This is a genomic window from Streptomyces sp. NPDC059866 (assembly GCF_042731325.1).
GTDB lineage: Bacteria > Actinomycetota > Actinomycetes > Streptomycetales > Streptomycetaceae > Streptomyces > Streptomyces flavusporus.
Window position 1 is genome coordinate 269,874 of record NZ_JBHWJT010000006.1, and the last position, 21,014, is coordinate 290,887.

Sequence of the window (21,014 nt, forward strand, 5' to 3'; positions counted from 1 at the left end):
AGTCCTCCGGGTCAGGTGAGTTGGATGGCGATGGCTTCGGCGAGCGGCATCGGGACGCCGAGCCGGGCGCGAAGCGTCGAGGTGTCGATGGGCGTCCCGGTCCGGGCGCGGTGTTCGTCGGCGACCTTCCGGGCGAGAGCGACGAGGGCGGGCGGCACCGGGGAAGGCGAGGCCGTAGCCGACTCTGGTTCACCGGCGGGGAGTTCGGCCGCCGCGGAGGGCGGTTCGACTTCTGCGGCAGTAGGTTCCGGCGCTGTGACCGTCGAAGGCGGTTCGGATGCCGCCCCCGGAGCGTTGGTCGGCTTCGGTGCTCCGTGGGCGAGCAGGGTGCCGCCCAGGAAGGCGACCGCGGGCCAGCCCGCTATGAGGATGCGGAGCCAGGCCGGTACGTCGTTCAGGTCGAGCAGTCCGGCGGTGGCGACGTTGGCGCCGAGGGACGCGGTCAGTGCGACGAGGAACCAGCACCATCCGGCCGCTTTCGCTTCACCGGAGTGGAGCCGCCGCCAGGCCGCGACCATCAGCAGGTCGACGGAGACCGGGTAGGCCCATGCCTTCCAGCCGTCCTGTCCGGCGGCCAGCGCCAGGTCATGCAGGTGGGCGAAGGACAGTGCGGCGGCGATCAGCGCTTGGACGAGTACGGCGTCCACGCGGTCAGGCAGGGCGCGCACGGTGACTCCTTCCAGTTCCGGGCATGGGTCGGGTAGGGACTTGGCGCGGAACGGCCGCGCCGACCGGTGGAACGGGTGGGCTATTCGGTGACTGGCTGAGGAGTGGCCACGGGGCCGGACTCCTTCACCGGCACGGGCGGGACGTACGGCCGGAACGGCGTGAGCGCCGGTAGATCCGGGGCCAGGTGCGCCGTCTCGCGGCAGGTGGCCGCAGCGTCGGCGAGGGCCAGGTGCGGAGTACGGATACGGGACCAGCCGCCGGACGTGTCGCCGACGACGGCGAGGCCGGGCAGCTCGGCGGCGATGGCGCAGGCCGCGTAGACCGCCTCGGGGGCGATGTCGCCGAGCGCCATCTTGGCGGAGGCTTCGTCGTTCACGCGGTGGCAGACCCGGCCGGTGAGCTGAGCCCGGAGCATGGTCGCGCCCTTACCCAGCTCGGCCCCGAACCGCTGCCCGCACACCTCCAGATAGATGCCGGCCGCGCGGCCGAGCTGAGCGAGCCGGATGAGCTGGGTGACCATCTCGTCCCGCCGCTCTTCCTCCTTCTTCGTTGCGACGAGGAAGAGTTCGGCCACCTCGTCGATGAACAGCACGAGGGGAGCCGGGCGTTCGCCGTCCGGCAGACCCCAGATGTCCGAGGTGATCAGCTCCTCGGGGGTGCCGGGTGCGATGCCTTGCCGGGTCTTGATCAGGTCGTATCGATCCTCCATTTCCTTGACGAGCACGGGCAGCAGCTCGGCCGCCTGCTCCGGATCGGTCGCCAGCGCGGAGAGCCGAGGAGCGAACGGCGCCAGCTCCACCCCGCGCTTGCAGTCGATCCCCACCAGGACCACCGGCTGAGAGGCCAGCCCGGCGAGCAGATTCCGCAGGAACATCGACTTGCCGGACAGGGTGGCGCCGAGCACGAGTTCGTGAGGTACGGCCCGATAGTCCCGTACGAAGGCGGTCGCGTCCTCCCGCAGAGCCACCGGCACGCGGAGCGGACCGGCGTCGGTCCGGCGAGGCATCCGTACCTTCCGCAGGACGTCGAAGCCGACGAGCCGCAGTTCAACCACCCCAGGCTTGACGTCCCGCACGTACACGGCGTGCACACCCCAGGCGTGCCGCAGCCGTTCGGCCGAGGCCGCCACGTCCGCCGGTTCCTGCCCCGGAGCGAGCCGCAGCCGGAGCCGCAGGCCGGTTGAGGTGGGCCGGATCATGCCCCGGCGCGGGGGCACCGGTCGGACCTCACGGCGCGTGGTCGCCTTGACGGCCAGGGCCCGTAACCGGGACGGCTCGACCGTCAGGCCGCACGCGTCCATGGTCGAGGAGTACGTGGCCAACAGCCGGGCCACCGAGAGCGGCAGCCCCACCGTGGACCAGTACGCCGCCGGGTGGGCGTGCCGGGCGTAGGCCGCGCCGCCTATCGCAGCGAGCGACCCGCCCAGCTCGGCCCACGTCACCAGGTCCGCCACGACGATCAGCCCGCCTGATCCATCGGGAAGGCGCCCGGAGCCACGGCGGTGGCCCGGTAGGCGATGCCGTGCCGCTGCTGGCCGTTGAACACGCTCTGCCAGGGCCGGGCGACGAGCCCCGGCAGCGAGACCGGGGCGCCGACGGTCAGGCCGTCCGTCACACCGCTCTCGGGGATGGTGACCTGGATCAGCGACGACTCGCCCTCGTCGATGTAGACGACGCCGACGGTCATCAGTGCCTCACCGGTCACGGCGTCCTTGGCGATCTCACCGGTCTGCCGGTCGCGCACCTTGGGCGCCGGTGCTTCGGTGAGCAGGATCGTGGCGGTGGAGGCGTCAACGCGGATTACACGCACAGAGATTTCTCCTTCTGAGTCGATCAACTCGCCACCTGACAAGTTGACTTAGCAAGTTCGAAGCTAGGGATGCCAGGTTGACTTGTCAAGCGCGAACTGGATGGAAGTCGAGATGAACTGACCTCGGAACAGGTTCAGTTGAGGCGGTAGGTGTCTTCCAGTTCCTGCCGGTCGGCAGGAAGCAGCACATCGGAGACTTGCAGCGCTTGCCCGGAAGCGTCGCACGCGACGACCAGGACGCTGAGGACGGGAACGCCGTCCGGCAGGTCCAGAAGCTCGGCTTCGGCAGGCTCGGGCAGCCGGGCTGAGACCCGTTCGGTCACGTGGTCGAATCGGACCTTCTTCCGCGCCTCCAGGTGTGCACGGGTACTGCCGCTCAGCGCTTCGACACTCTCCAGCTCGGTGCCCTCGACCAGGCCGGCGGGGAAGTACGACGAGACCAGCTCCGCCGGTTCGCCGCCCTCCTCGACCAGGAAGCGGCGCATGAGGATCTTGGCTCGCTTGGGCAACCCGAGCACGGAGGCGACTCGCGCCGGAACAGGGACGTAGCCGACCTCGACCAACCGCCCTGGAGCCTGCGACTCGTCACGCACGAGCGCTTCACTTCCCCGGCGGTCCTTGTGCTCGACGACCGCCGGACGGCCCCGCACGATGGTGCCGTACCCCTGCCGGGACTCCAGCCAGCCGTCGCGCTTCAGCAGCTCCAGCGCACGGACGACGGTCGGTCGGGACATCCCGAAGGCTTGCACCAGTTGGTTCTCGCTGGGCACACGGGTGCCGGGCGGGTACGTTCCGTCCTCGATGCGACGCTGAAGGGTCTGAGCGAGGCGAACGTACTTCGGTGCCTCCACTTCATACGCCATGAATGCCGCCGCCTGTCGAGATTGGCCAAGTCAACTGGTCAACCAGACTAGCGACGATTCCGCCGGCGCAGTACCAGCGGAGCGTATTCCGCTCATGAAGGCCAGGCATCGACCATCTCGAAGGAGACCACCGTTCCACCGAAGTGGCTGGGCCCGCAGTGCCAGGAGTCGGCGATGGAGTCGACCAGAAGCAGCCCGCGTCCGTGTGCATCGTTGGCATCGGGTTGGCGCAGCCGCACGTTCGCCGGGAATCCGGGGTTGTGCACCTCGACCCGGAGTGAACTCCCGTCGCGGAACCACTCCACCCGGACAACCCAGGGGTCGTCCGACCGGCCGTAGACGATGGCGTTGGTCACCAGCTCCGAGATCATCAGGGCGCAGTCGTCGACCGAGCAGGCTGGGTTGTACGGAGCGATGAACTTCCGGAACCAGCGCCGAGCCCGAGGCACGGACTCCGCGACAGGATGCAAGCTCATCGCGCCGAGCCGCGGTGAGTCCTCAGAGGGATAGCGGTCGATCGTGTAGGCCATCCGTGCTCACTCCTTGCCGCTGCCGTCGCAGTCGAGGCAGCGCCGCTTCGATGTGGCACGGGTGCGGTCGGCGGCGGTGGCAAGGGCCAGGGTCGTACGCGAGTCGACACGCTTCCAGCCGCGCCCCCGGCAACCCCGGCAAGGTAAGTGCGTGCCTTGATCCGGCCGCTGACTCGTCACACCGTGCCCCCTTCCGATGAAGTGGCCTTAGCCACTTCCTGGATAGTGGCATTAGCCACTTCGCGACGCAAGCGGTTCGCCTCAACTGACTGGCCGTCAGGTGAGCGGGTAGCCCTGCTCGAACGCCCAACGGTGCGGCGGGTAGGTGGCCTCGGCGAACTCCAGCGGCCGGTCCTGGAGGTCATAGACAACGTGATGCACAACCAAGACAGCGGACCCCGGGTCAAGTTGGAGATCAGCCGCCTCCTCGTCCGTCGCCGTCCGGGCACACATGCGATCTTCGGCGTAGCTTCCCTGACGCCCAGTCATCTTCTCGACATACATCAGGGTCCCCTCCTGAATCCGCTCGGGATCCACCAGCTTCGGCGCACGCTGCCCGACGTCCGGCGCGAACCACGAGGTGGACAGGGTGATGGGTCCGTCCTGGTTGTTGGTCACTCGCCGCCGGTGAACAGCCCGCCGGTCCTTCACCAAACCCAGCGCCTCAGCGACGTGGTCCGGCGCCTCGAGCCAGCCGGCCGACGTGATGACCGCGTACTCACCCGGCGTGTAGATCTTCCCCGTCTGCCGAGCACGGCCGTACAACTCACGCGCACGCCGGTTCACTTCGAGGCTCCGCACGTACGTGCCGGACCCCTGGCGCTTCTCGACGAGCCCTTGATGGCTCAGCGCCTCCAACGATCGAGCCGCCGTCGGCCTGGACACCCCCCAGTCTGCTGCCAGTTGCCGCTCCGAGGGGACTTCGTCCCCCGGCCGCAGGTCGCCCCGAAGGATCTGATCGCGGATGTAGTGCGCGATCTGGAGATACTTCGGCTGAGCCTCCTCGATCTTGGGCATGCCCCCTCCTCGTTCAGTGCCGCTCAGGCGGCAAAGTGGCTATGGCCTCTAGCCACTATAGGGTGAGTGGTCAAGACCCGACCCCCTAGTCTTGGGCCCATGACGAGGTTGATCGTCGCAGCAGGAGGAGGGGGCGACGCAGTCGCCGCCGCAATGCTTGACGCCGCCCTATACGGCGACGACAACGGCCGAGCAGTGATCCTCACGTACGCGTGGGACCGCTTGCTGATCGACCCGGTACCGGGCCCGCGAGGCCCCGGGAACTTCACCGGCCTTGAATCGATCACCCCAGCCGTATGGAAAGTGCCGGCGCAGGCCCGCCCGATCGCCCCGGCAGGCTCCACGCTCCCCCGGCTCGCGGCAGAGCTCCCGCACCCATTCGCGCTGATCGACCCAGGGCACGGCGCCGAAGGTGTCACACGCCAACTCGAAGAGTTGGTCAGCCACTTGGAGCCCGAGTCGATCGACCTCCTGGACGTGGGCGGCGATGTACTAGCGCGGGGCGACGAGCCGACACTGAAGAGCCCCCTCGCGGACGCCCTCACGCTGGCGGCGTGCGCCCAGGTGAACGCGCCTATCCGCCTGTTGATCGCGGGCCCGGGTCTGGACGGTGAACTCTCGCTCGACGACATGCGCGGCATGCTCGGACCGGTTGTCCACACCCTCACTGCCAAGGATGTGGAGCCGGTCAGCTCGGTCCTGGAGTGGCACCCTTCCGAGGCAACCGGCATGCTCGCAGCGACGGCCCGAGGAGTACAGGGCACATGCGAGGTCCGAGACGCGGGACTTCCCATCCCCCTCACCGACGAGGGCCCGACGGTCCACGAAGTCGACCTGGACGAGGCACTGAGCCGCAACCAATTGGCCCGCGCGATCATGACGACGGCCACCCTGGACGAGGTAGAGGCCCTCAGCCGCGAAGTGTGCGGCTTCTCGGAAATCGACTACGAGCGCAACAAGGCGCTGTGGCTCAAGGAGCAGCGGCCGGCGAAGCTGGACGCCGAGGAGGTGCTACCCCAACTCGACCAGTTCGAGGCTGAGGCCCGGAGCCGCGGCGTCACCCACACGACGTTCCGCCGCCTCACCGAGGCACTGAACCTCGATGGCACTCAGCGCGAGGCCCTGCGCCAACTGCTCATCAACAGCCGACCGGAGCAGTACGCGCCCCCGCTGTGGCACATCTCAGAGGGCGCCTGAGTAACAACCTTCTTCACGGGTTCAAGTGCCCGCGCACGGCGCGGGCGCGCGCCGCCTCTGCGGCGCGGCCTGCCTCCTGTCTTCGCCCCGGCTGGCCGCGCCCGGCGGCGCGCTCGCGGCTGCGGGCAAGAAGTGGGAGACACCCTCTGTGGCTGGGGCGGTCGGCTCCACGGCTTTAGGCAGCCACTTTGGGGCGAGCCTCTAAGATCATGGCCCCAACGTCGTGCTTTACCGGGCAGGTCCACAGACTGCCCGACGCGCCGGAAGCTTACGGGGCCATGATCACTCGCCCCAAAGCAGCTCCAGCCCAAAGCCGCTCTGCCAACCTGAGTGTTCGCCAGCATGTTCGAGCACGCACACAACCTTCCTATCATGGGTTATTCCTGGTGCCAGGCGGCCGGATAGCAGTAAGATACCGCCCCACTAGGAGACGCCGGGGGGGCGAATGAGCGCAGAGACCGAATTCGGTGATGGGATTTCTGAGGCGGCACTGAAAGCCGCAATCGACAAATCTGGATACCTCATGCAGTCCACGGTTGTCGACAAGCTTTCGAAACACTTCCCGATACTTGGACCGAACTCCTTCATTCAAGAGGAGTGGACCTATGTCGACAATGATAGTGGCGAAGTGAGGGCCGTAGACGCCCTGGTAGATTTCGCCCTTAAGGAACCTCGCGAAAGGAAGCTGGGAAGCATCTCGCCATACCTAAATCTTATCGTCGAATGTAAGCAATCCACTCTGCCCTACATCTTCTTCCTTCGGGACCACCCTCTTTCCGCGACGATGAACTTTCCGGAACTCGGAGGCCTGCAAGGGAAGTTCATATCTCTTTTCTTCGAGTCGGAAGATTTTGACGCAGAGGCGGAGAGGAAGGATAGGTTTCCCGGATACGGAATGACCTATCATGACGCACTACGCTTCATGCGGATCCCGTTTTTCAGCGGCGAAATGGCCCCGCTTGCAATCTCCCTCTCTAAGGCGGCTTGGCGCAAGGGTGGGTCTCTGGAACTCACGGGTGAAGAGGCTTACAGGTCTCTGACGCTGCCCATCTTCAAGGCCATGGACCACCTGTCCTCGCTTGTGAGGCCCGATGCGGATGAGCCCAAGAGCGAGCGTATGTTCGTGAACTTGCGCTTCATCCTCGGTCTGGCTGTTCTAAGGGCCCCTATGGTGGCCGTGAGTCGCGCCAAGTCAGGCGAGGTTCTCCAAAACGTGCCCTGGGTCCGTATGTCCCGGCTTGAGCCAGCCCCTTCCCCGAGAGGGGGGACTAGCCGAACTGAGGGAAACGTCCGACTCTACGATATTGTGCATGAGGATTTCCTTGACGAGTACCTATCACACCTAAAGGAGGCCCTGGAAAAGGCAGTAGAGAATATTGAACGCTGGGAAGAGCCCATCTTCGATGCAATTGGCTGCACGTGCAAAGCGTTCCGCCGCCCGGACACACCGGAGGGGGATGTTGACTACCACCGTATCCACAAGGAGCAAGCAAGGTGGATGAAGGACGGGGGAACCGTCGATCCCCACATCTTCATCTCAGCAGTATTTGCCAGTCATGAAAAGCCTAAGTCTGCTACCCGTCCACAACCCAGGGAAATCGAAGAGCAGGCAACCGGGAAGGAGTACCCAGCAGACGAAGTGCCGACGCCGCATCTTCCGCTGCAGCCCAGTAGGGGGCGCCCTGTGGCAGAAAGCGTCGTCCAGCTCGAAGCTCAGTCGATCCCAATCGCCGAACCAGATGCTACCGATAACCCACTTCAGGAATAGTCAGCAATTTCGCGCGCCGACCGCATCTCTGCTGACATCCTGGCGAGTACGGACGCCTGTGGACGATCGCAACAGGGCAGAGGCACCGCTATCCCAGGTCGGACGCCTCTCCCAGTTGCTTCGGGACGAAGAGGTCCGTGCCCCTTCCGTGCCCGATCGCTCGGGGAACCACGGGGAACCGCGGCGGCGAGCGGGCACCACGCAGCACAATGGCCCCTGTCCGTTTGACCTGGTCAGGGGCCGTTCTCACTGCTCAAGGAGCGGAGGCGGTGGGATTTGAACCCACGGTGACCTCGCTGCCACGACGGTTTTCAAGATCGTCGGTTCCACGGCTGCACCACAACCGCACCAGATTGAGCGGGGAACAGCGGGGAATCACGGTGAAAGCAGCCGAGCCCGACGGGGCCATGCCCCGACGGTTCGCCCAGGTCAGAGCCCAGACCCGCCGCGAATGCTCGCAGCTTCCCAAGCCGAGGTCATGGCGTCATTGGACATCGCTCGTGACTACTTGGCGGGTCGGCTGACGGTTACGTCAATGGCACGAGCGTCCCAGCCCGGGCGGTCCACGGCTACACGGACGTTCCAGGCTCCTCGGTCACCCACCTGGTGCACGAAGCGGGTGAGGCCTTCGACGTCGCCGACGGCCAGGCGTCCGTTGTCCAGTAGGAGTTGGCCGTCGAACACGGTAATGAACGACGGGTCGGCGCAGACGGAGTCGCCGAGGTCCTGGAACAGGCGCACGCGAATGAGATCCGACTGTGCCCGGACGCGGACCGCAACATGGGTCTCGCAACTTGCTGCGTCCGCATCGCCCAGCTCCAGGGAGACGGGTACCCAATCGGTCGCGCCCAGGTGCAGCACCGGGTGATTCACGTACACCTCAACACCTGAGATCTGCACCCGACGCCTCCACTCCCCAGGTCGACAGTCGACCAGAACCTAGCGGGTCAGCCGGACGCGCGCGAGCGAGAGGGGGTGGGCGAACGCGCCGACCCACAGCCGTCTGGTTGACATCACCAGCTGACATCAACGGCGCTGAACGATGGCGGACAGCGACGACCGCCGCCAGGAGCGAGAGCCGAACCCAAGGCACCGTTAGAGGAGGCCCCACCGTCGAGTGATCGAACTTACAAGGCGGCGTTCACGCGGCACACCTCACGGGGCGATCACTAGGCTGCCTGCATGAGCCTGATCGACTGGGGTGATGCCCCTACCTGGGCCGGGGCTGTATTCGCTGCTACGGCGGCCGCGGCCGCTATCTGGACCCTGAAGAGCCAGCGTGACCAGATCGACGAGCAGCGCCGCTTCATCGAGGAGCAGTCGGCCAACCTGCAGTTGGAACGGGCCGAGCTCATAGCCGTGGCGCAGGAGCGCAAAGAGGCCCAAGCTCGAAGGGTGCGGATGGAGCTCACACGGCCATACCTCAGTGTCGTGAACGGCAGTGAGGGGCCCATCCGAGACGTCGTCTGTCATTTCGGCGACGAAGTCAGGCGAACCGCGTACGTCTCCCGTGATCAGTCGCCTGAAGCGCAGTTGCAGGCGCTCCTCAGAGGCGAGCTCGATGGCGGTGATCCGCCTGTGGAGGTCCTCGGCTCGGGCCAGGGGGCTGCGTTCGCACGGCCAGACACCGTGGTGGGGCTGATCGCGGTGAGCTTCGTCGACGAGGCTGGAGTCCGCTGGAATCTGGACGAGTTGGGCGCCCTGACTCAGAACACGGGCGACGCCTGAAGGCCCCGCCGTGACGAGGGCGGGCGTGGGCATCACGGAGCAGGACCAGCCGTAGTGAGTATCTGACTGAGTGACAACCGCGACGGACAACGATGGACAGGTGCGGACAACGGCGTACCGTCGCAGCAGATCAGCCGAACACTTACCCCTGGTCCGAATCCTGTCCAGGTTGCTTCGGGACCAAGAGGTCGTGGCATCAGCGCTTGGCAGTGGTGACCTCAGTCCGGCGATGTCAGAACCCGATGAGAGTGTGTCGGGCATGGAGACACCTACAGCCCCTGACAACGGGGATGAAGAGCACGCTGTCATTGCCCACTTCCAGCTTGCTGCTGGCGGTTTTGGCGACGCCGACCAGCGAGAGCAGGTCTACGAAGCTGAGGAGGTGATGGCAGCAGCGACGGAGGAGGCCGGTGTCGGGGAGGTCGACGGCAACGAGTTCGGAGGCGGCGAAGTTGTGCTGTATGCCTACGGTCCGGATGCAGATGCTCTCTTCAAGGTCATGGAGCCGACTCTGCGCAGTCTGCCGTTCAGGCCGGCGCACGTCGTTCTCAGGCGGGGCGACACCGAGTCCCGCATCGACCTCTAGGACTGCCCAGGCCGCTGGAACCGGCGACGTCCCTAGGCTCAGTCTGGGCCGTCTCTGGGCCGTCCAAGGTCACCCGACGCCGACCAGCAACGACAGAAGCCCACGGCATCTGAGCTGGTCAGAGCCGTGGGCTTCTTCTGCTCCGCTGGTCAGCGGAAGCGGTGATCAGTAGACCGGCTACTGAGCGCAGTTGCCGGCGCTTGCCACGCCCATTGAGACTCCGCCGCCCTTGTGTTAATGGCGGAGCATCCTCGCTACTCGTCTACGGAGATAGGAGACACGTAGTTGGCGCGCGGGCGGTCCCCCTTGCCGTGCTCGTCGACTTCAAAAACAACGTGTACGCCTACAGGGTTAAGGGGGTCCCATTTCACACCGTGCACTTCTTGCACTGCCGCCCCGGGAAAGAAGACGTCGCTAGGATAGTCGGGGTGCGAGATGAAACCGTAAGTCCCGCGCCAGGCCTTGATAATCCCTCGGGGTGACGTATCTGAGCCACCACCCAGTTTCGGCTTGGCCACATTCACCAAGTCCTCACAAAGACTCGATACTTCTTCGCTGATGCCCGCTAGGCGATACAACCTGCCGACCCGTCCGGGAAAGTGACGCCATGCAACGCAGCGCTCAAAAAGGACAGCATGACGCTTCACCCCTTTCAGGATGCGGACTGCATCATTCTCAAAATTGGGAGGAAATATCCCGAGCTCGCCAATCGCTCGCAGGAAAGCATTCGCACTTTCAAGAAGCATCTCGGCAAGTCGTTGATCCCATGCCCCCGAGTCCAGCTCCTTAATGCCCTGAGAGAACCCTGCCGATGCCTTATGCGCGGCTTCCATGGGCCGCCGATCATCTTCAAGTAGCGACTCAGACCACCGGCGCCAAGAGTCCACGAGACTGGTAAGGATGATCAGTCGAAGCCTTCCTCGACCAGTCATGTTTTCTAGGGCCCATTCAAGGTGCATCTGGGACTCTTCATAGTTGCGGGCCCAGAGATTAATTTTACCCAGTAGCTGTGCGGTATCAGCAGTTTGAAAGTGCTCATGAGCCGACTCGGCCAGAGGCAGAGCGGCATCCACATCGTGGCCGCGGCCGGCAAGGTGCCCCGCGAAGTAGTAGGAGATAACAGCCTTACCGGCCTCATCAGCCTTACGCAGGGCCGAGCGGTAAAGGGAGCTGGCCTGGTCGATTTGATCGTTTTGGGAGAGGATGAAGGCTTCCACGCGATCCACCTCCCAGAACTCGGGATTCAGGGCCCGGGCACGCGTCAGATAACTTTGAGCACGGTCGATTGACCCCGCGCGCGACTGCGCCAATGCGAGCCGCAGTAGATGCGCTGTGGGCTCGTCATGAGGCGAACGAACCCTCACAACGTTGGGAGCAAGCTGACGCTTACTCTCGTCCGCACGACGTTGCTCCTCTGAGCGCTTGAATTCCTGCTCTCGCAGCAGTGTCCTACTGATGTCTGCCTTTGGCGGCGGCGCGACTCGACGCAGGAAGTGTTGAGCCGCTTCAGTTATCTGGACTCGTGAAATCAACTCGTCATCGGGATCTGGCTTCTGACTTACCAGAGAACCTGCGCTTAGCTCCTTAACTGCTAGGTTCAGGGCATCGATTGGAGAGTCGGTCAGGACTGCCAGTTCGTCGAATGTCGAAGATCGATCGAGAGCATAGAGAACGGATAGGATTGCTTTTGGTGTTTCACTGAGGGCGTCAAATACCGACCGGACGCAGAAGTCGATCAACTCGTCCTGATCAGTCAAGGTGGGATGAGGTTCTCGCCCGGATTCAACGGAAAGGACGTACCATCGAATAGCCAATGGGCTGAAACGCAGTCGAGTGACAATCTGCTCGACAGTTTCCTGCTTCAGGCTTGCCAAGAATTCGGCCCGCCCCCCGCGCACTCTAGCAAACGACCTGAAGAGCGTCTGTGCGTCTTTCTTCTCTAGCGGGGGAAGAGGGATGCGGCGCTCAATTTGCCCCACGCCGATCCTACTCGTCATTAGGTACGTGACGTTATCGGGGAGCGTTTCATACAGCGTTACGATCTCGCTACCGCTAACCGTTTCGAGGTTATCGATGATGAGTAGCGTCTCAATTCCCTGGAGAGCTTCAGCTAGCTCTTCGGCGCCGCCCTTAAAATCGTCTGCTAGCACCTTACCCAAGGTCTGAGTGGCACCGGTGATGTCGCGCACTGCGCCCGCAATCTCCACGACTCCGTTAGCTGTTAGTCGCTCCGTCTTCAAAGAAGTCCACAGAATGCACTCGTAAGGGGAATCCGGATTGTCAAGGAGTGAATAGGCGACGTCAGACGCGAGGGCTGTCTTACCGATTCCGCCTTCCCCTGTGATAGTGATCATAGGCTCGCGGCGCCTCAAAAGGTGCTTCACTATGGCGCTGCATGCCTGAGCCCTTCCGATAAGGCCAGTGTCGTCGTAGTCGAATGGTGGAAGATTATGGAGAATTCGGTCCGAGTAACGTCGATCTGCGCCGTTGAATGCCGGCTCCCACTCCGGCTCAGCGCTCAACCTGTCCAAGGTGTCACGCATCGTTGGCCAAAATCGACTCTTAAATTCTCGACATGCACTTACCGCCTTTTCGGCGTCACCAGCTTGTAGCGGACGTCCGTGCATAACACGGTTGCGGATCGGTACCAGGATGTCCATTCGTGGCGTGCCATGGCGCAATTCCCGGGCCAGCTCCACGGGGAGTGCTTCCCGATGGCGGTTCAGAATGTCGTACGCCTCACGCATGTCGAGGTATTCGACAATGGAGAGCTCGTCGTCACTGGCGTCTGCGTGACGGCGTTCAGCTGCCCGCACATAGCTGTCGCCCAGAGCCTCGGTCTCACTCATGTGGTCGAGGATGAACCTCAGGATCATCTGCCGTACGTCAGATTCGAACGAGTCCACGAGTACGTAAAGTCGTGCACGCGTCATGCGAGTGTGAAGCAAGTGGCCCCCTCCGCCTTGTGCACCTCAGGCTATGTGAAGGATGACGCCATGTCAGGTGGTCGTCACAGGAACGGCAGGCGCTTGCGGCACGTAGGGTGCATGGGGGCGCACGCTCTGCGCGTTGCGACACAGACACCTGGCCAATCCGCCAAAAGACCCCTTGGTGGGTGCGGTGGCCGGCGGCACGACAGCGGGCTACCGCTCTCCACCGCCGCTGATGTGAGCTGTCGCCAATGTCGGCGTAGACGCTCCCTTCGGCTTATCGCTGAGCTACAAGTCTTCTGTGCGTAGTCTCCTGCGAAGGCTCGTCAAGAGCCGTGCCTGGCAGATCGGTCGGGTGGTGTGCTACTCCCTGGCGGGCCTCATCGGCGTGGGCATCTTCGTCGTCCTCCCGGTCACAGCTCAACTCGGTGGCTGGAACGGCGATGTCGAGGATCTGCCTGTCAGCTCTGGGACTCCGTCGGCCACGTACACCCCAGTTCACTGGACGAGTCAGGGTTACGAGTGCGCAGACGGGTGGTCCTCAGAGTCCATCGGCAGCCGAGGAGCCTGTAGCCATCACGGAGGCGTTGTCTCCGTATTTGAAGGAGACGACGGAACGGTCCTCCGATGCGGAGACGACGAGTACGCGCCTCGCCCAGAAGAACAACAGAAGCAGATCGAAGATTATGGGCGCCTTGTCTGCGTGTCCCGGTGACATCAAGTCTCGACGCGGGTGCTCACGGTCGCACCACAAGCGCACCAGATCGAGCGGGGAACCGCGGGGAATCACGGTGAAAGCAGCCAAGCTCGACAAGGCCATCCCTCGGCCGTCCGCCCAGTTCAGCGGCCCAACGGGCCCCAAATGTTCGCAGCTTCCCAAGCTGATGTCACAACACGCCAAAGGCGCAGCACGAGTTGGCCGGTCCGGCACGCATGTCTCTCGCCGGTGCCGATCATTGCGAGCCTGGCCGCCGCCAGGTCACAGCAGCGGCTCCCCTACCGGGCTCGGTGGTGTCCGCAACGTCTGCATGGCGGCCACCTGGAAGTTTCCCCGCGCCACGAACGCCTTGCCCAGAACCCGGTTCCACCGTTCCCAGTCCGCCCAAGGCGGCTCTCGGTCGGCCTGCTCCATGAGTTCCTCGCGAAGCTGCCGGAACGCGTCCTCTATGCCCCTGACCGCCAGGTCCACGGCCTGCGGGCCGAGAAGCTCTGCACGCTCAAGACGGACACGCACCGCGGTCCACACCTCGGTCAGCTTCTCCTCGGCTGTCTCGGAGGGACCCGGGAGTTCGCCATACTCGCGCGCCTCCTGAACCATGTCGTCCCAGCCGTTCTGGAACTGCTGAAGGTCCCGGATGGCAGCGTCCCAGGCGTCGAGAAATGCGAGGTACGCCTCCTGACGCTGGCCACGCAGCCATTGGCCGTGCTCAACGTGGGCTTGATCGGCGGTCTGGCGGCGGCCAGCAATGAGACCGACGTAAGCGCCCCCAATGCCGAAGACGCCGGCTGCGATGGCGGCGATGATGGCGGCCCAGGCTTCATTCATGGCGTCCATCCTGCCCTGGGCAAGGCGGCGCCTATTCGTCGCAGGAGGGCTCAGCCCAACCAGTCCGATCGCTGCGAAGCCGCCGCACCCGACCGCCAACACCCTCAGATACCCATCCGCCTAGCCCGCCTGACCTCAATACCCTCCCAGCCAGTAGTTCGGGACGAAGAGGTCGCGTGCCACAGCCGTGCCAGATGCCGGGGTCAGCCACGGTCAACACGGGTGTCTAGCGGGCGCGCCCCTGCCCGGTAGCTCCACCAACAGAGCTGCAGGTCACCGGCAAGACGGCCCAGCCTCTCTCCTAAAGCGGGTGTCGCAGGTTCGAATCCTGCCGGGGGCACAGAGAAACACCTGGTCAGAGGCCCTTCCGTCCGACGGACGGGAGGGCCTTCGTACTCGCGGCACACATATGGCACACACGCCGCTGCGGGCAGAGGTGGGGAGCTGTGCGAGATGCCCGCGAACGACGAGCTGGCTCGGCGCCGGTACGAGAAGCTGGTAGACCGCCTGGAGGGCCTGATGCGGGCTTCGCTGAAGCCTCGCTACCGGGGCTACCACGGGCAGCTGATCCTGAGCAGCGGCGATCTTGAGGAGATGGGCGAACTGAAGGACGTCCGTCGTGCTGCACGCGAGGCTGGCCGCCGTCTCGGCTGGCGCCCGAAGACCCACGTCGTCGACGCAAGACTCTTCGTGTATGACGACCGCGAGGTCCCCAGGGAGATCAGCGATCTGGCCGCGGGGGATGCTGCTGACGCCATCGACGCAGAACTCCGAGGCGGCGAGTAGAAGCAAGTACGGTCGGCCGTCGCCGCCCCACCTTTGCTGAAGAGCCTGCACAGCATGCCGGAAATCTGTCGAGCCCTCCCCTGCGGCGGCTCTACCCTTGCCGCATGGCCCATGGAAAGACCTCGTACGTTTGCCTGCCCTGCCGGGCCTCGTACAAGCAGCCCTACCCCAGCCACTACGACCACGACCGGGTCTGTCCACGCTGCGCCAAACCACTGATCCACGTCGGCTCGGCCTTCGCCGCGCCCAAGAGGCGGGACACCGCCGCCTGGCGCACCCTCTCCGTGCTGCTGCACGCCGGTGTGCGCTTCCACAAGAGCTGCTGCGGCGGCCCCGGCTACCGCCCACGCACCCTCAGCGAGGTGCGCGAGCGGATGGCCTACGCCCGGGCCACCGGAGAACCGTTCGCTCAGGCGTTGGTCCGCCGCGACCTGCCCTAACAGCCCGGCAGCAGGGGTCGGCCAAGCGGTTGATCAGCCCCTCGGTAGAAGGACTTGCTGAGCGTGAGTGTGCTGACTTCGCGATGACCGTCTTGTCCTGTGCGTGGCGAGGAGTGATTTTCCACTCCTCAGGCATAGGCGCCCACCATTCGGCGTAAGGCGGGGCGCGTGGGTTTGCCTGAGAGGGCTCTCGGGTACAGCGTGGAAGTCACGGATCGTTCGCGACGGTGCTAAACGCATCTCCCGACGAGCCGGAGGCCCGCATGGCATCGCGACGCGCAGAGCGCCAACCCTCACGTCCCTTCCTCGAACTGCACTGGGGCGGTGTGCACGTGGTTGTCGAGCGAGTGCCGTATCAGGTACTGGCCGTGATCAGCAGCGCAGCCGGCGCACTTGGCGGAGCCATCTTGTTCGGCTGGCGATGACAGCCAGACGGGTACCCGCGCGGTTCAGGAGCCCTGACCGCTACACCACTTCGCAGGACATGCCCCTGCCAAGCGCGGCCCGCCGGCCACTCCGGCCGAAGTCGCCGAGTACCTCGGGGTGCAGGTGAAGACCCTCTGCCAGTGGAAGTACCGGGGCATCGGCCCCAACGGGCACGGGTGGCTGCCCAAATCGCCGCTCCGGCCAGCCCGATTGCCGACCTCGACCCGCCATGGCGAACCCCGTTGACGTAGGTCGCGACCACCTACAGCGCCTGACGGGCTGTCGGCGCGTACCCAAGCAATCGCGCCCGCACCGTTGACGCACTGGCCGGATTGGGCTTCATAATCGGGCACTCGATGTCATCGATGACACAAGTCAACGATGACACCCTTGGTCGGCGGCGTGGACGTCGGCGTCGGCCCAGGGTGTCGCTTTCGGTCCGCCCGCGCCGGAGCCGCACTCACCGCTGCGCGGACGACCGCGGGACAAGGAGACACCATGAGCTCTGTACGCGTATCCCGGCATGCCCGCATACGGATGATGGCGGCGGTGGCAACCGTCTGCGCCCTGTCCGCAGCCCCGCTCGCCCCCCAGGCCGTCGCGGCCGACACCTCGCCGTACACCGAGACCTACAGACCCCAGTTCCACTTCACTCCGGAGAAGAACTGGATGAACGACCCCAACGGTCTCGTCTACTACAAGGGCGAGTACCACCTCTTCTACCAGTACAACCCGAACGGCAACTCCTGGGGCGACATGTCCTGGGGGCACGCGGTGAGCAAGGACCTCGTGCACTGGGAAGAGTTGCCGCTCGCCCTGTCGCACGACGACGAGGAGATGGTGTTCTCCGGCAGCGCCGTGGTCGACTGGAACAACACGACCGGGTTCGGCACGAAGAAGAACCCGCCCATGGTGGCGATCTACACCAGCGCCTACAAGGACGGCGGCAAGCAGGCCCAGTCGCTCGCGTACAGCACCGACCGCGGCCGTACCTGGACCAAGTACCAGGGGAATCCCGTGATCGACATCGACTCCACCAACTTCCGCGATCCCAAGGTCCAGTGGTACGCGCCGACCAAGAGCTGGCTGATGACGGTGTCGCTGTCCGCCGAGCACAAGGTGCAGTTCTACTCGTCCAAGAACCTCAAGGACTGGAAGCTGCAAAGTGAGTTCGGACCGGCTGGTGCGACGGGAGGCGTGTGGGAGTGCCCCGACCTGTTCCCCCTCGCCGTCGACGGCGACAAGAACAACATCAAGTGGGTCCTGGTCGTCAACATCAACCCGGGTGGCATCGCGGGCGGTTCGGCCGCCCAGTACTTCATCGGGGACTTCGACGGCAGGAAGTTCACCGCGGAGGACAAGGGCACTTACACGCCGCCCACCGGCGAGGTCGTGCAGGACTTCGAGGGCGCCGGCTTCGGTGAGTGGACGGCGACCGGAACCGCGTTCGGTCAGGGACCGGCAGCCGGGGCGGTGGACGGTCAGGGAACGGTCGCGGGCTTCGACGGCAAGGGCCTCGCCAACAGCTTCCACGGCGGCGACGGCGCCACCGGCCTCCTCACCTCCCCCTCCTTCACCGTGGACAGCCCCTACCTGAACTTCAAGATCGGTGGCGGGCGGCATCCGCACGAGGCCGGAACCGTCCTGGACAGCACTCCGCCGGAGGGCACGGTCCTCGCCGACTTCGAGAGCGGAACCTACGGCGACTGGACGGCGACCGGGGACGCCTTCGGCACCGCACCGGCCACCGGCACCCTCCCCGGCCAGCAACAGGTCTCCGGATACCTGGACAGCGGCCTGGTCAACACCTTCCTGAACGGTGACTCAACCACCGGCACCCTCACCTCGCCCGAGTTCACCATCGACAAGAAGCACATCAACTTCCTCATCGGCGGCGGCAACCACCCGGCCGGCTCCGCCAACCCCACCGCCGTCGAGCTCCTCGTGGACGGCCAGGTCGTCCGCAGCGCCACCGGAAAGGACGCCGAGGCTCTCAACTGGGCCTCCTGGGACGTCAGCGAACTCGCCGGCAAGAAGGCGCGGATCAGGATCGCCGACGACAACACCGGCGGCTGGGGCCACCTCAACGTCGACCACATCGTGCTGTCCGACACCCAGGCCCAGCGCGTCTCCCAGGAGACGTCCGTCAACCTGCTCGTCGACGGCCAGGTCGTCCGCAGCGCGACCGGCGCCGACAGCGAGACCCTGGACTGGGCGTCCTTCGACATGCGCCCGTACGTCGGCAAGAAGGCGCAGATCCAGATCCGCGACATGAACACCGCCGGCTGGGGCCACGTCCTGGCCGACCAGTTCACCGCCGCTGACAAGCCCGCCAAGTCCGTCGTACAGCGCGCCGACTGGGCCGACTACGGCAAGGACTACTACGCGGCGGTGTCCTGGGAGAACGCGCCGGGCGGCAAGCGCTACATGATCGGCTGGATGAACAACTGGGACTACGGCGGCTCCGTCCCCACCTTCCCGTGGCGGGGCGCGCAGAGCGTTCCGAGGGAGATGGCCCTGCGCACCGTCGACGGCCGGATCCGGCTGACCAGCAAGCCGGTGGGCAGCCTGGAGTCCCTCCGCCAGAAGCGCCCGGCGACGGCGTCCGACGTCACCGTCAAGAGCACCTCCAAGCCTCTGACCGGCCCCACGGCCAAGGGCAAGGCACTCGACATCGAGGCGACCTTCTCCCTGAGGGACGCCGAACGCTTCGGCCTGAAGGTCCGCACCGGCGCCAATGGCGAGGAGACCGTCATCGGCTACGACACCACGACCCAGGAGCTGTACGTCGACCGCACCCGCTCCGGTGCCGGTGACTTCAACAGCACCTTCCCCGGCGTCCAGACCGCACCCCTGAAGGCCAAGAACGGCAAGGTCAAGCTGCGGATCCTGGTCGACTGGTCGTCCGTCGAGGTCTTCGGCGGCAGCGGAGAGGCCGTGATCACCGACCAGATCTTCCCCGACCCCTCCAGCACCGGCGTCGAGGTCTTCGCCGAGGGCGGCACCGCCACCCTCGACCACATGCAGATGTGGCAGCTGAAGTCCATCTGGCAGTGACGAGCCGCGGGTCCGCGCGCCGGTCGGCCGGGAGCGGCTTCCGGCGCGCGGCTCCGCTCGTTACGGATGCGTGGTCAGCGGATCGAGGAACGTCAGTACGGAGGCGTCCTCCTCGATCAGCGGCGTGAGGGCGGCGTTGAACGGGGCGCCGTACGAGGCGTCCAGGTGCGTCTTGAAGGCGTCTTCGTCCCGGTAGACCTCGAAGATCCAGTAGGCGCGCGGGTTGGCCGCCCTGGTGTAGACGTCAAAGGCCAGGTTGCCTTCCTCTTCGCGCACCTTCAGGGCGTAGTCCTGGATCAGGCGGGCGACCTCGTCCTCCGCTCCCTCTCGGGCGGTGAACTCGGCGAGCAGGGTTTTCGTCACGGTTTCGTGTCCTTGTCAGTGGGTGAAGTCGCTGCTCTTCTCTTGGAACGCGCCGGCAGAACGGGCACGTTGCGGGCAGTCGCTGAGCGGCTTCGGGCGGGCGACGGCCACGGGCGTTGCCGATTTGTGACGGGTGCAAGGCATTGACGTTGCCTGGAGGCGGAGTCCATCATCCTCGCCAAGCAGTGTCAACGATGACATAAGTCAACGATGACACCTCTGGGACGGCATGCCCCGATGCCGACCGCTCGCCCGCAATCCCGCAGGAGTCGTTCATGTCACGCATCTCTCGTCTGCCCTCCTCCGTGCTCAGAGCCGCCGCGTGCACGGGTATCGCGGCCCTCACCCTGACCGCCTGTGGATCCGGCTCCAGCTCGGGCACCGCGGACGCCGGATCGGGCAGCGTCAAGGTCGGTCTGATCACCAAGACCGACACCAACCCGTTCTTCGTGAAGATGAAGGAGGGCGCCGAGCAGGCCGCCAAGGAGAACGGTGTCGAACTGTCCACCGCAGCGGGCAAGTTCGACGGGGACAACGCCGGTCAGGTCACCGCCATCGAGAACATGGTCGCCGCCGGGGTGAAGGGCATCCTGATCACGCCGAGCGACTCCAAGGCGATCGTGCCGGCGATCGAGAAGGCCAAGGCCAAGGGCGTCCTGGTCATCGCCCTGGACACCCCGACCGACCCGGAGAGCGCGGTCGACGCCCTCTTCGCCACCGACAACCTCAAGGCAGGCGAGCTGATCGGCGAGTACGCCAAGGCCGCCATGAAGGGCAAGCCGGCCAAGATAGCCACCCTCGACCTCGCACCGGGTGTCTCCGTCGGCGTCCAGCGGCACAACGGCTTCCTGAAGGGCTTCGGCATCAAGGAGGGCGACCCCTCCGTCGTCTGCTCCCAGGACACCGGCGGCGACCAGGCCAAGGGGCAGACCGCGATGGAGAACTGCCTGCAGAAGTCGCCCGACATCAACGTCGTCTACACCATCAACGAACCGGCCGCCCTGGGCGCGTACACCGCACTGAAGGCCAAGGGCCGGGAGAAGGACGTCCTGATCGTCTCCGTCGACGGCGGCTGCACCGGCACCCAGGCCGTCAAGGACGGCAAGATCGCCGCGACCTCGCAGCAGTACCCACTGAAGATGGCCGCCGAGGGCGTCAAGGCCGTCGCGACGTACGCCAAGGACGGCAAGAAGGCGTCCGGTTACACCGACACCGGCGTCACGCTGATCACCGACAAGGCACAGGACGGTGTTACGTCCAAGGACACCGCCTACGGCCTGGAGAACTGCTGGGGCTGAG

Annotated in this window: 18 protein-coding genes and 1 pseudogene; 9 read left to right on the top strand and 10 right to left on the bottom strand. The window is 65.2% G+C overall.

Annotated features, from left to right (window positions below):
* Positions 1 to 11 precede the first annotated feature (11 nt).
* From ACFV7R_RS11735 to ACFV7R_RS11760, 6 genes are all read right to left on the bottom strand, one after another.
* Positions 12 to 668 (bottom strand): DUF2637 domain-containing protein, encoded by a 657-nt coding sequence (locus ACFV7R_RS11735; RefSeq protein WP_385262615.1) that lies wholly within the window; start codon positions 666 to 668, stop codon positions 12 to 14.
* Between the two features lie 80 nt (positions 669 to 748).
* Complete coding sequence (locus tag ACFV7R_RS11740; protein WP_385262618.1) at positions 749 to 2,122, bottom strand: FtsK/SpoIIIE domain-containing protein; 1,374 nt, start codon at positions 2,120 to 2,122, stop codon at positions 749 to 751.
* A 5-nt stretch (positions 2,123 to 2,127) separates the two neighbouring features.
* Positions 2,128 to 2,478, bottom strand: coding sequence for a hypothetical protein (locus tag ACFV7R_RS11745; protein WP_385262620.1), 351 nt, complete (start codon positions 2,476 to 2,478; stop codon positions 2,128 to 2,130).
* Positions 2,479 to 2,612: 134 nt separating this feature from the next.
* Positions 2,613 to 3,341 (bottom strand): GntR family transcriptional regulator, encoded by a 729-nt coding sequence (locus tag ACFV7R_RS11750; RefSeq protein WP_385262622.1) that lies wholly within the window; start codon positions 3,339 to 3,341, stop codon positions 2,613 to 2,615.
* 92 nt (positions 3,342 to 3,433) lie between these two features.
* Positions 3,434 to 3,871 carry an ATP-binding protein gene (locus ACFV7R_RS11755; protein WP_385262623.1) on the bottom strand — a complete coding sequence of 146 codons (438 nt, stop codon included), beginning with the start codon at positions 3,869 to 3,871 and terminating at the stop codon, positions 3,434 to 3,436.
* A 276-nt stretch (positions 3,872 to 4,147) separates the two neighbouring features.
* Positions 4,148 to 4,888, bottom strand: coding sequence for a GntR family transcriptional regulator (locus ACFV7R_RS11760; RefSeq protein ID WP_385262626.1), 741 nt, complete (start codon positions 4,886 to 4,888; stop codon positions 4,148 to 4,150).
* Between the two features lie 99 nt (positions 4,889 to 4,987).
* On the opposite strand from ACFV7R_RS11760, the gene ACFV7R_RS11765 reads away from it, so the two are divergent.
* Together ACFV7R_RS11765 and ACFV7R_RS11770 are read left to right on the top strand one after the other, a co-directional pair.
* On the top strand, positions 4,988 to 6,085 hold the full coding sequence (locus ACFV7R_RS11765; RefSeq protein WP_385262628.1) for a DUF1152 domain-containing protein: 1,098 nt from the start codon (positions 4,988 to 4,990) through the stop codon (positions 6,083 to 6,085).
* 445 nt (positions 6,086 to 6,530) lie between these two features.
* Positions 6,531 to 7,853 carry a hypothetical protein gene (locus ACFV7R_RS11770; RefSeq protein ID WP_385262630.1) on the top strand — a complete coding sequence of 441 codons (1,323 nt, stop codon included), beginning with the start codon at positions 6,531 to 6,533 and terminating at the stop codon, positions 7,851 to 7,853.
* 504 nt (positions 7,854 to 8,357) lie between these two features.
* On the opposite strand, the gene ACFV7R_RS11775 is transcribed toward ACFV7R_RS11770, so the two are convergent.
* Entirely contained in the window at positions 8,358 to 8,753 is a 396-nt protein-coding gene (locus ACFV7R_RS11775; RefSeq protein ID WP_385262634.1) for a hypothetical protein, read from the bottom strand.
* A gap of 282 nt (positions 8,754 to 9,035) precedes the next feature.
* Here ACFV7R_RS11775 and ACFV7R_RS11780 point away from each other — a divergent pair, with 282 nt between their 5' ends.
* Complete coding sequence (locus tag ACFV7R_RS11780; RefSeq protein WP_385262636.1) at positions 9,036 to 9,581, top strand: hypothetical protein; 546 nt, start codon at positions 9,036 to 9,038, stop codon at positions 9,579 to 9,581.
* A 190-nt stretch (positions 9,582 to 9,771) separates the two neighbouring features.
* The gene (locus ACFV7R_RS11785) at positions 9,772 to 10,167 is read left to right on the top strand and encodes a hypothetical protein (protein ID WP_385262639.1); all 396 of its coding nucleotides are present in this window, start codon (positions 9,772 to 9,774) and stop codon (positions 10,165 to 10,167) included.
* A 254-nt stretch (positions 10,168 to 10,421) separates the two neighbouring features.
* Here ACFV7R_RS11785 and ACFV7R_RS11790 read toward each other — a convergent pair whose 3' ends face one another.
* Both ACFV7R_RS11790 and ACFV7R_RS11795 read right to left on the bottom strand, forming a co-directional pair.
* Entirely contained in the window at positions 10,422 to 13,016 is a 2,595-nt protein-coding gene (locus ACFV7R_RS11790; protein ID WP_385262641.1) for an NB-ARC domain-containing protein, read from the bottom strand.
* Positions 13,017 to 14,076: 1,060 nt separating this feature from the next.
* On the bottom strand, positions 14,077 to 14,643 hold the full coding sequence (locus ACFV7R_RS11795; RefSeq protein ID WP_385262644.1) for a hypothetical protein: 567 nt from the start codon (positions 14,641 to 14,643) through the stop codon (positions 14,077 to 14,079).
* Positions 14,644 to 15,096: 453 nt separating this feature from the next.
* On the opposite strand from ACFV7R_RS11795, the gene ACFV7R_RS11800 reads away from it, so the two are divergent.
* From ACFV7R_RS11800 to ACFV7R_RS11815, 4 genes and pseudogenes are all read left to right on the top strand, one after another.
* Entirely contained in the window at positions 15,097 to 15,429 is a 333-nt protein-coding gene (locus tag ACFV7R_RS11800) for a hypothetical protein (protein ID WP_385262646.1), read from the top strand.
* A 104-nt stretch (positions 15,430 to 15,533) separates the two neighbouring features.
* Positions 15,534 to 15,869 (top strand): deoxyxylulose-5-phosphate synthase, encoded by a 336-nt coding sequence (locus tag ACFV7R_RS11805; protein ID WP_385262649.1) that lies wholly within the window; start codon positions 15,534 to 15,536, stop codon positions 15,867 to 15,869.
* A 492-nt stretch (positions 15,870 to 16,361) separates the two neighbouring features.
* Positions 16,362 to 16,469: pseudogene (locus ACFV7R_RS11810) on the top strand (DNA-binding protein); the annotation flags it as partial.
* 324 nt (positions 16,470 to 16,793) lie between these two features.
* On the top strand, positions 16,794 to 19,352 hold the full coding sequence (locus ACFV7R_RS11815) for a GH32 C-terminal domain-containing protein (RefSeq protein WP_385262651.1): 2,559 nt from the start codon (positions 16,794 to 16,796) through the stop codon (positions 19,350 to 19,352).
* 60 nt (positions 19,353 to 19,412) lie between these two features.
* Here ACFV7R_RS11815 and ACFV7R_RS11820 read toward each other — a convergent pair whose 3' ends face one another.
* Positions 19,413 to 19,715, bottom strand: coding sequence for a putative quinol monooxygenase (locus tag ACFV7R_RS11820; RefSeq protein ID WP_385262654.1), 303 nt, complete (start codon positions 19,713 to 19,715; stop codon positions 19,413 to 19,415).
* Positions 19,716 to 19,990: 275 nt separating this feature from the next.
* Here ACFV7R_RS11820 and ACFV7R_RS11825 point away from each other — a divergent pair, with 275 nt between their 5' ends.
* Entirely contained in the window at positions 19,991 to 21,013 is a 1,023-nt protein-coding gene (locus ACFV7R_RS11825) for a sugar ABC transporter substrate-binding protein (protein ID WP_385262656.1), read from the top strand.
* Position 21,014 lies beyond the last annotated feature (1 nt).

What these genes read in the sequence shown, in the direction of transcription:
- ACFV7R_RS11750 (WP_385262622.1), bottom strand. Translation starts at nt 3,341, where the DNA reads ATGGCGTATGAAGTGGAGGCACCGAAGTACGTTCGCCTCGCTCAGACC.
- ACFV7R_RS11755 (WP_385262623.1), bottom strand. Translation starts at nt 3,871, where the DNA reads ATGGCCTACACGATCGACCGCTATCCCTCTGAGGACTCACCGCGGCTC.
- ACFV7R_RS11760 (WP_385262626.1), bottom strand. Translation starts at nt 4,888, where the DNA reads ATGCCCAAGATCGAGGAGGCTCAGCCGAAGTATCTCCAGATCGCGCAC.
- ACFV7R_RS11765 (WP_385262628.1), top strand. Translation starts at nt 4,988, where the DNA reads ATGACGAGGTTGATCGTCGCAGCAGGAGGAGGGGGCGACGCAGTCGCC.
- ACFV7R_RS11770 (WP_385262630.1), top strand. Translation starts at nt 6,531, where the DNA reads ATGAGCGCAGAGACCGAATTCGGTGATGGGATTTCTGAGGCGGCACTG.
- ACFV7R_RS11780 (WP_385262636.1), top strand. Translation starts at nt 9,036, where the DNA reads ATGAGCCTGATCGACTGGGGTGATGCCCCTACCTGGGCCGGGGCTGTA.
- ACFV7R_RS11790 (WP_385262641.1), bottom strand. Translation starts at nt 13,016, where the DNA reads ATGAGTGAGACCGAGGCTCTGGGCGACAGCTATGTGCGGGCAGCTGAA.
- ACFV7R_RS11795 (WP_385262644.1), bottom strand. Translation starts at nt 14,643, where the DNA reads ATGAATGAAGCCTGGGCCGCCATCATCGCCGCCATCGCAGCCGGCGTC.
- ACFV7R_RS11800 (WP_385262646.1), top strand. Translation starts at nt 15,097, where the DNA reads ATGCCCGCGAACGACGAGCTGGCTCGGCGCCGGTACGAGAAGCTGGTA.
- ACFV7R_RS11805 (WP_385262649.1), top strand. Translation starts at nt 15,534, where the DNA reads ATGGCCCATGGAAAGACCTCGTACGTTTGCCTGCCCTGCCGGGCCTCG.
- ACFV7R_RS11815 (WP_385262651.1), top strand. Translation starts at nt 16,794, where the DNA reads ATGAGCTCTGTACGCGTATCCCGGCATGCCCGCATACGGATGATGGCG.
- ACFV7R_RS11825 (WP_385262656.1), top strand. Translation starts at nt 19,991, where the DNA reads ATGTCACGCATCTCTCGTCTGCCCTCCTCCGTGCTCAGAGCCGCCGCG.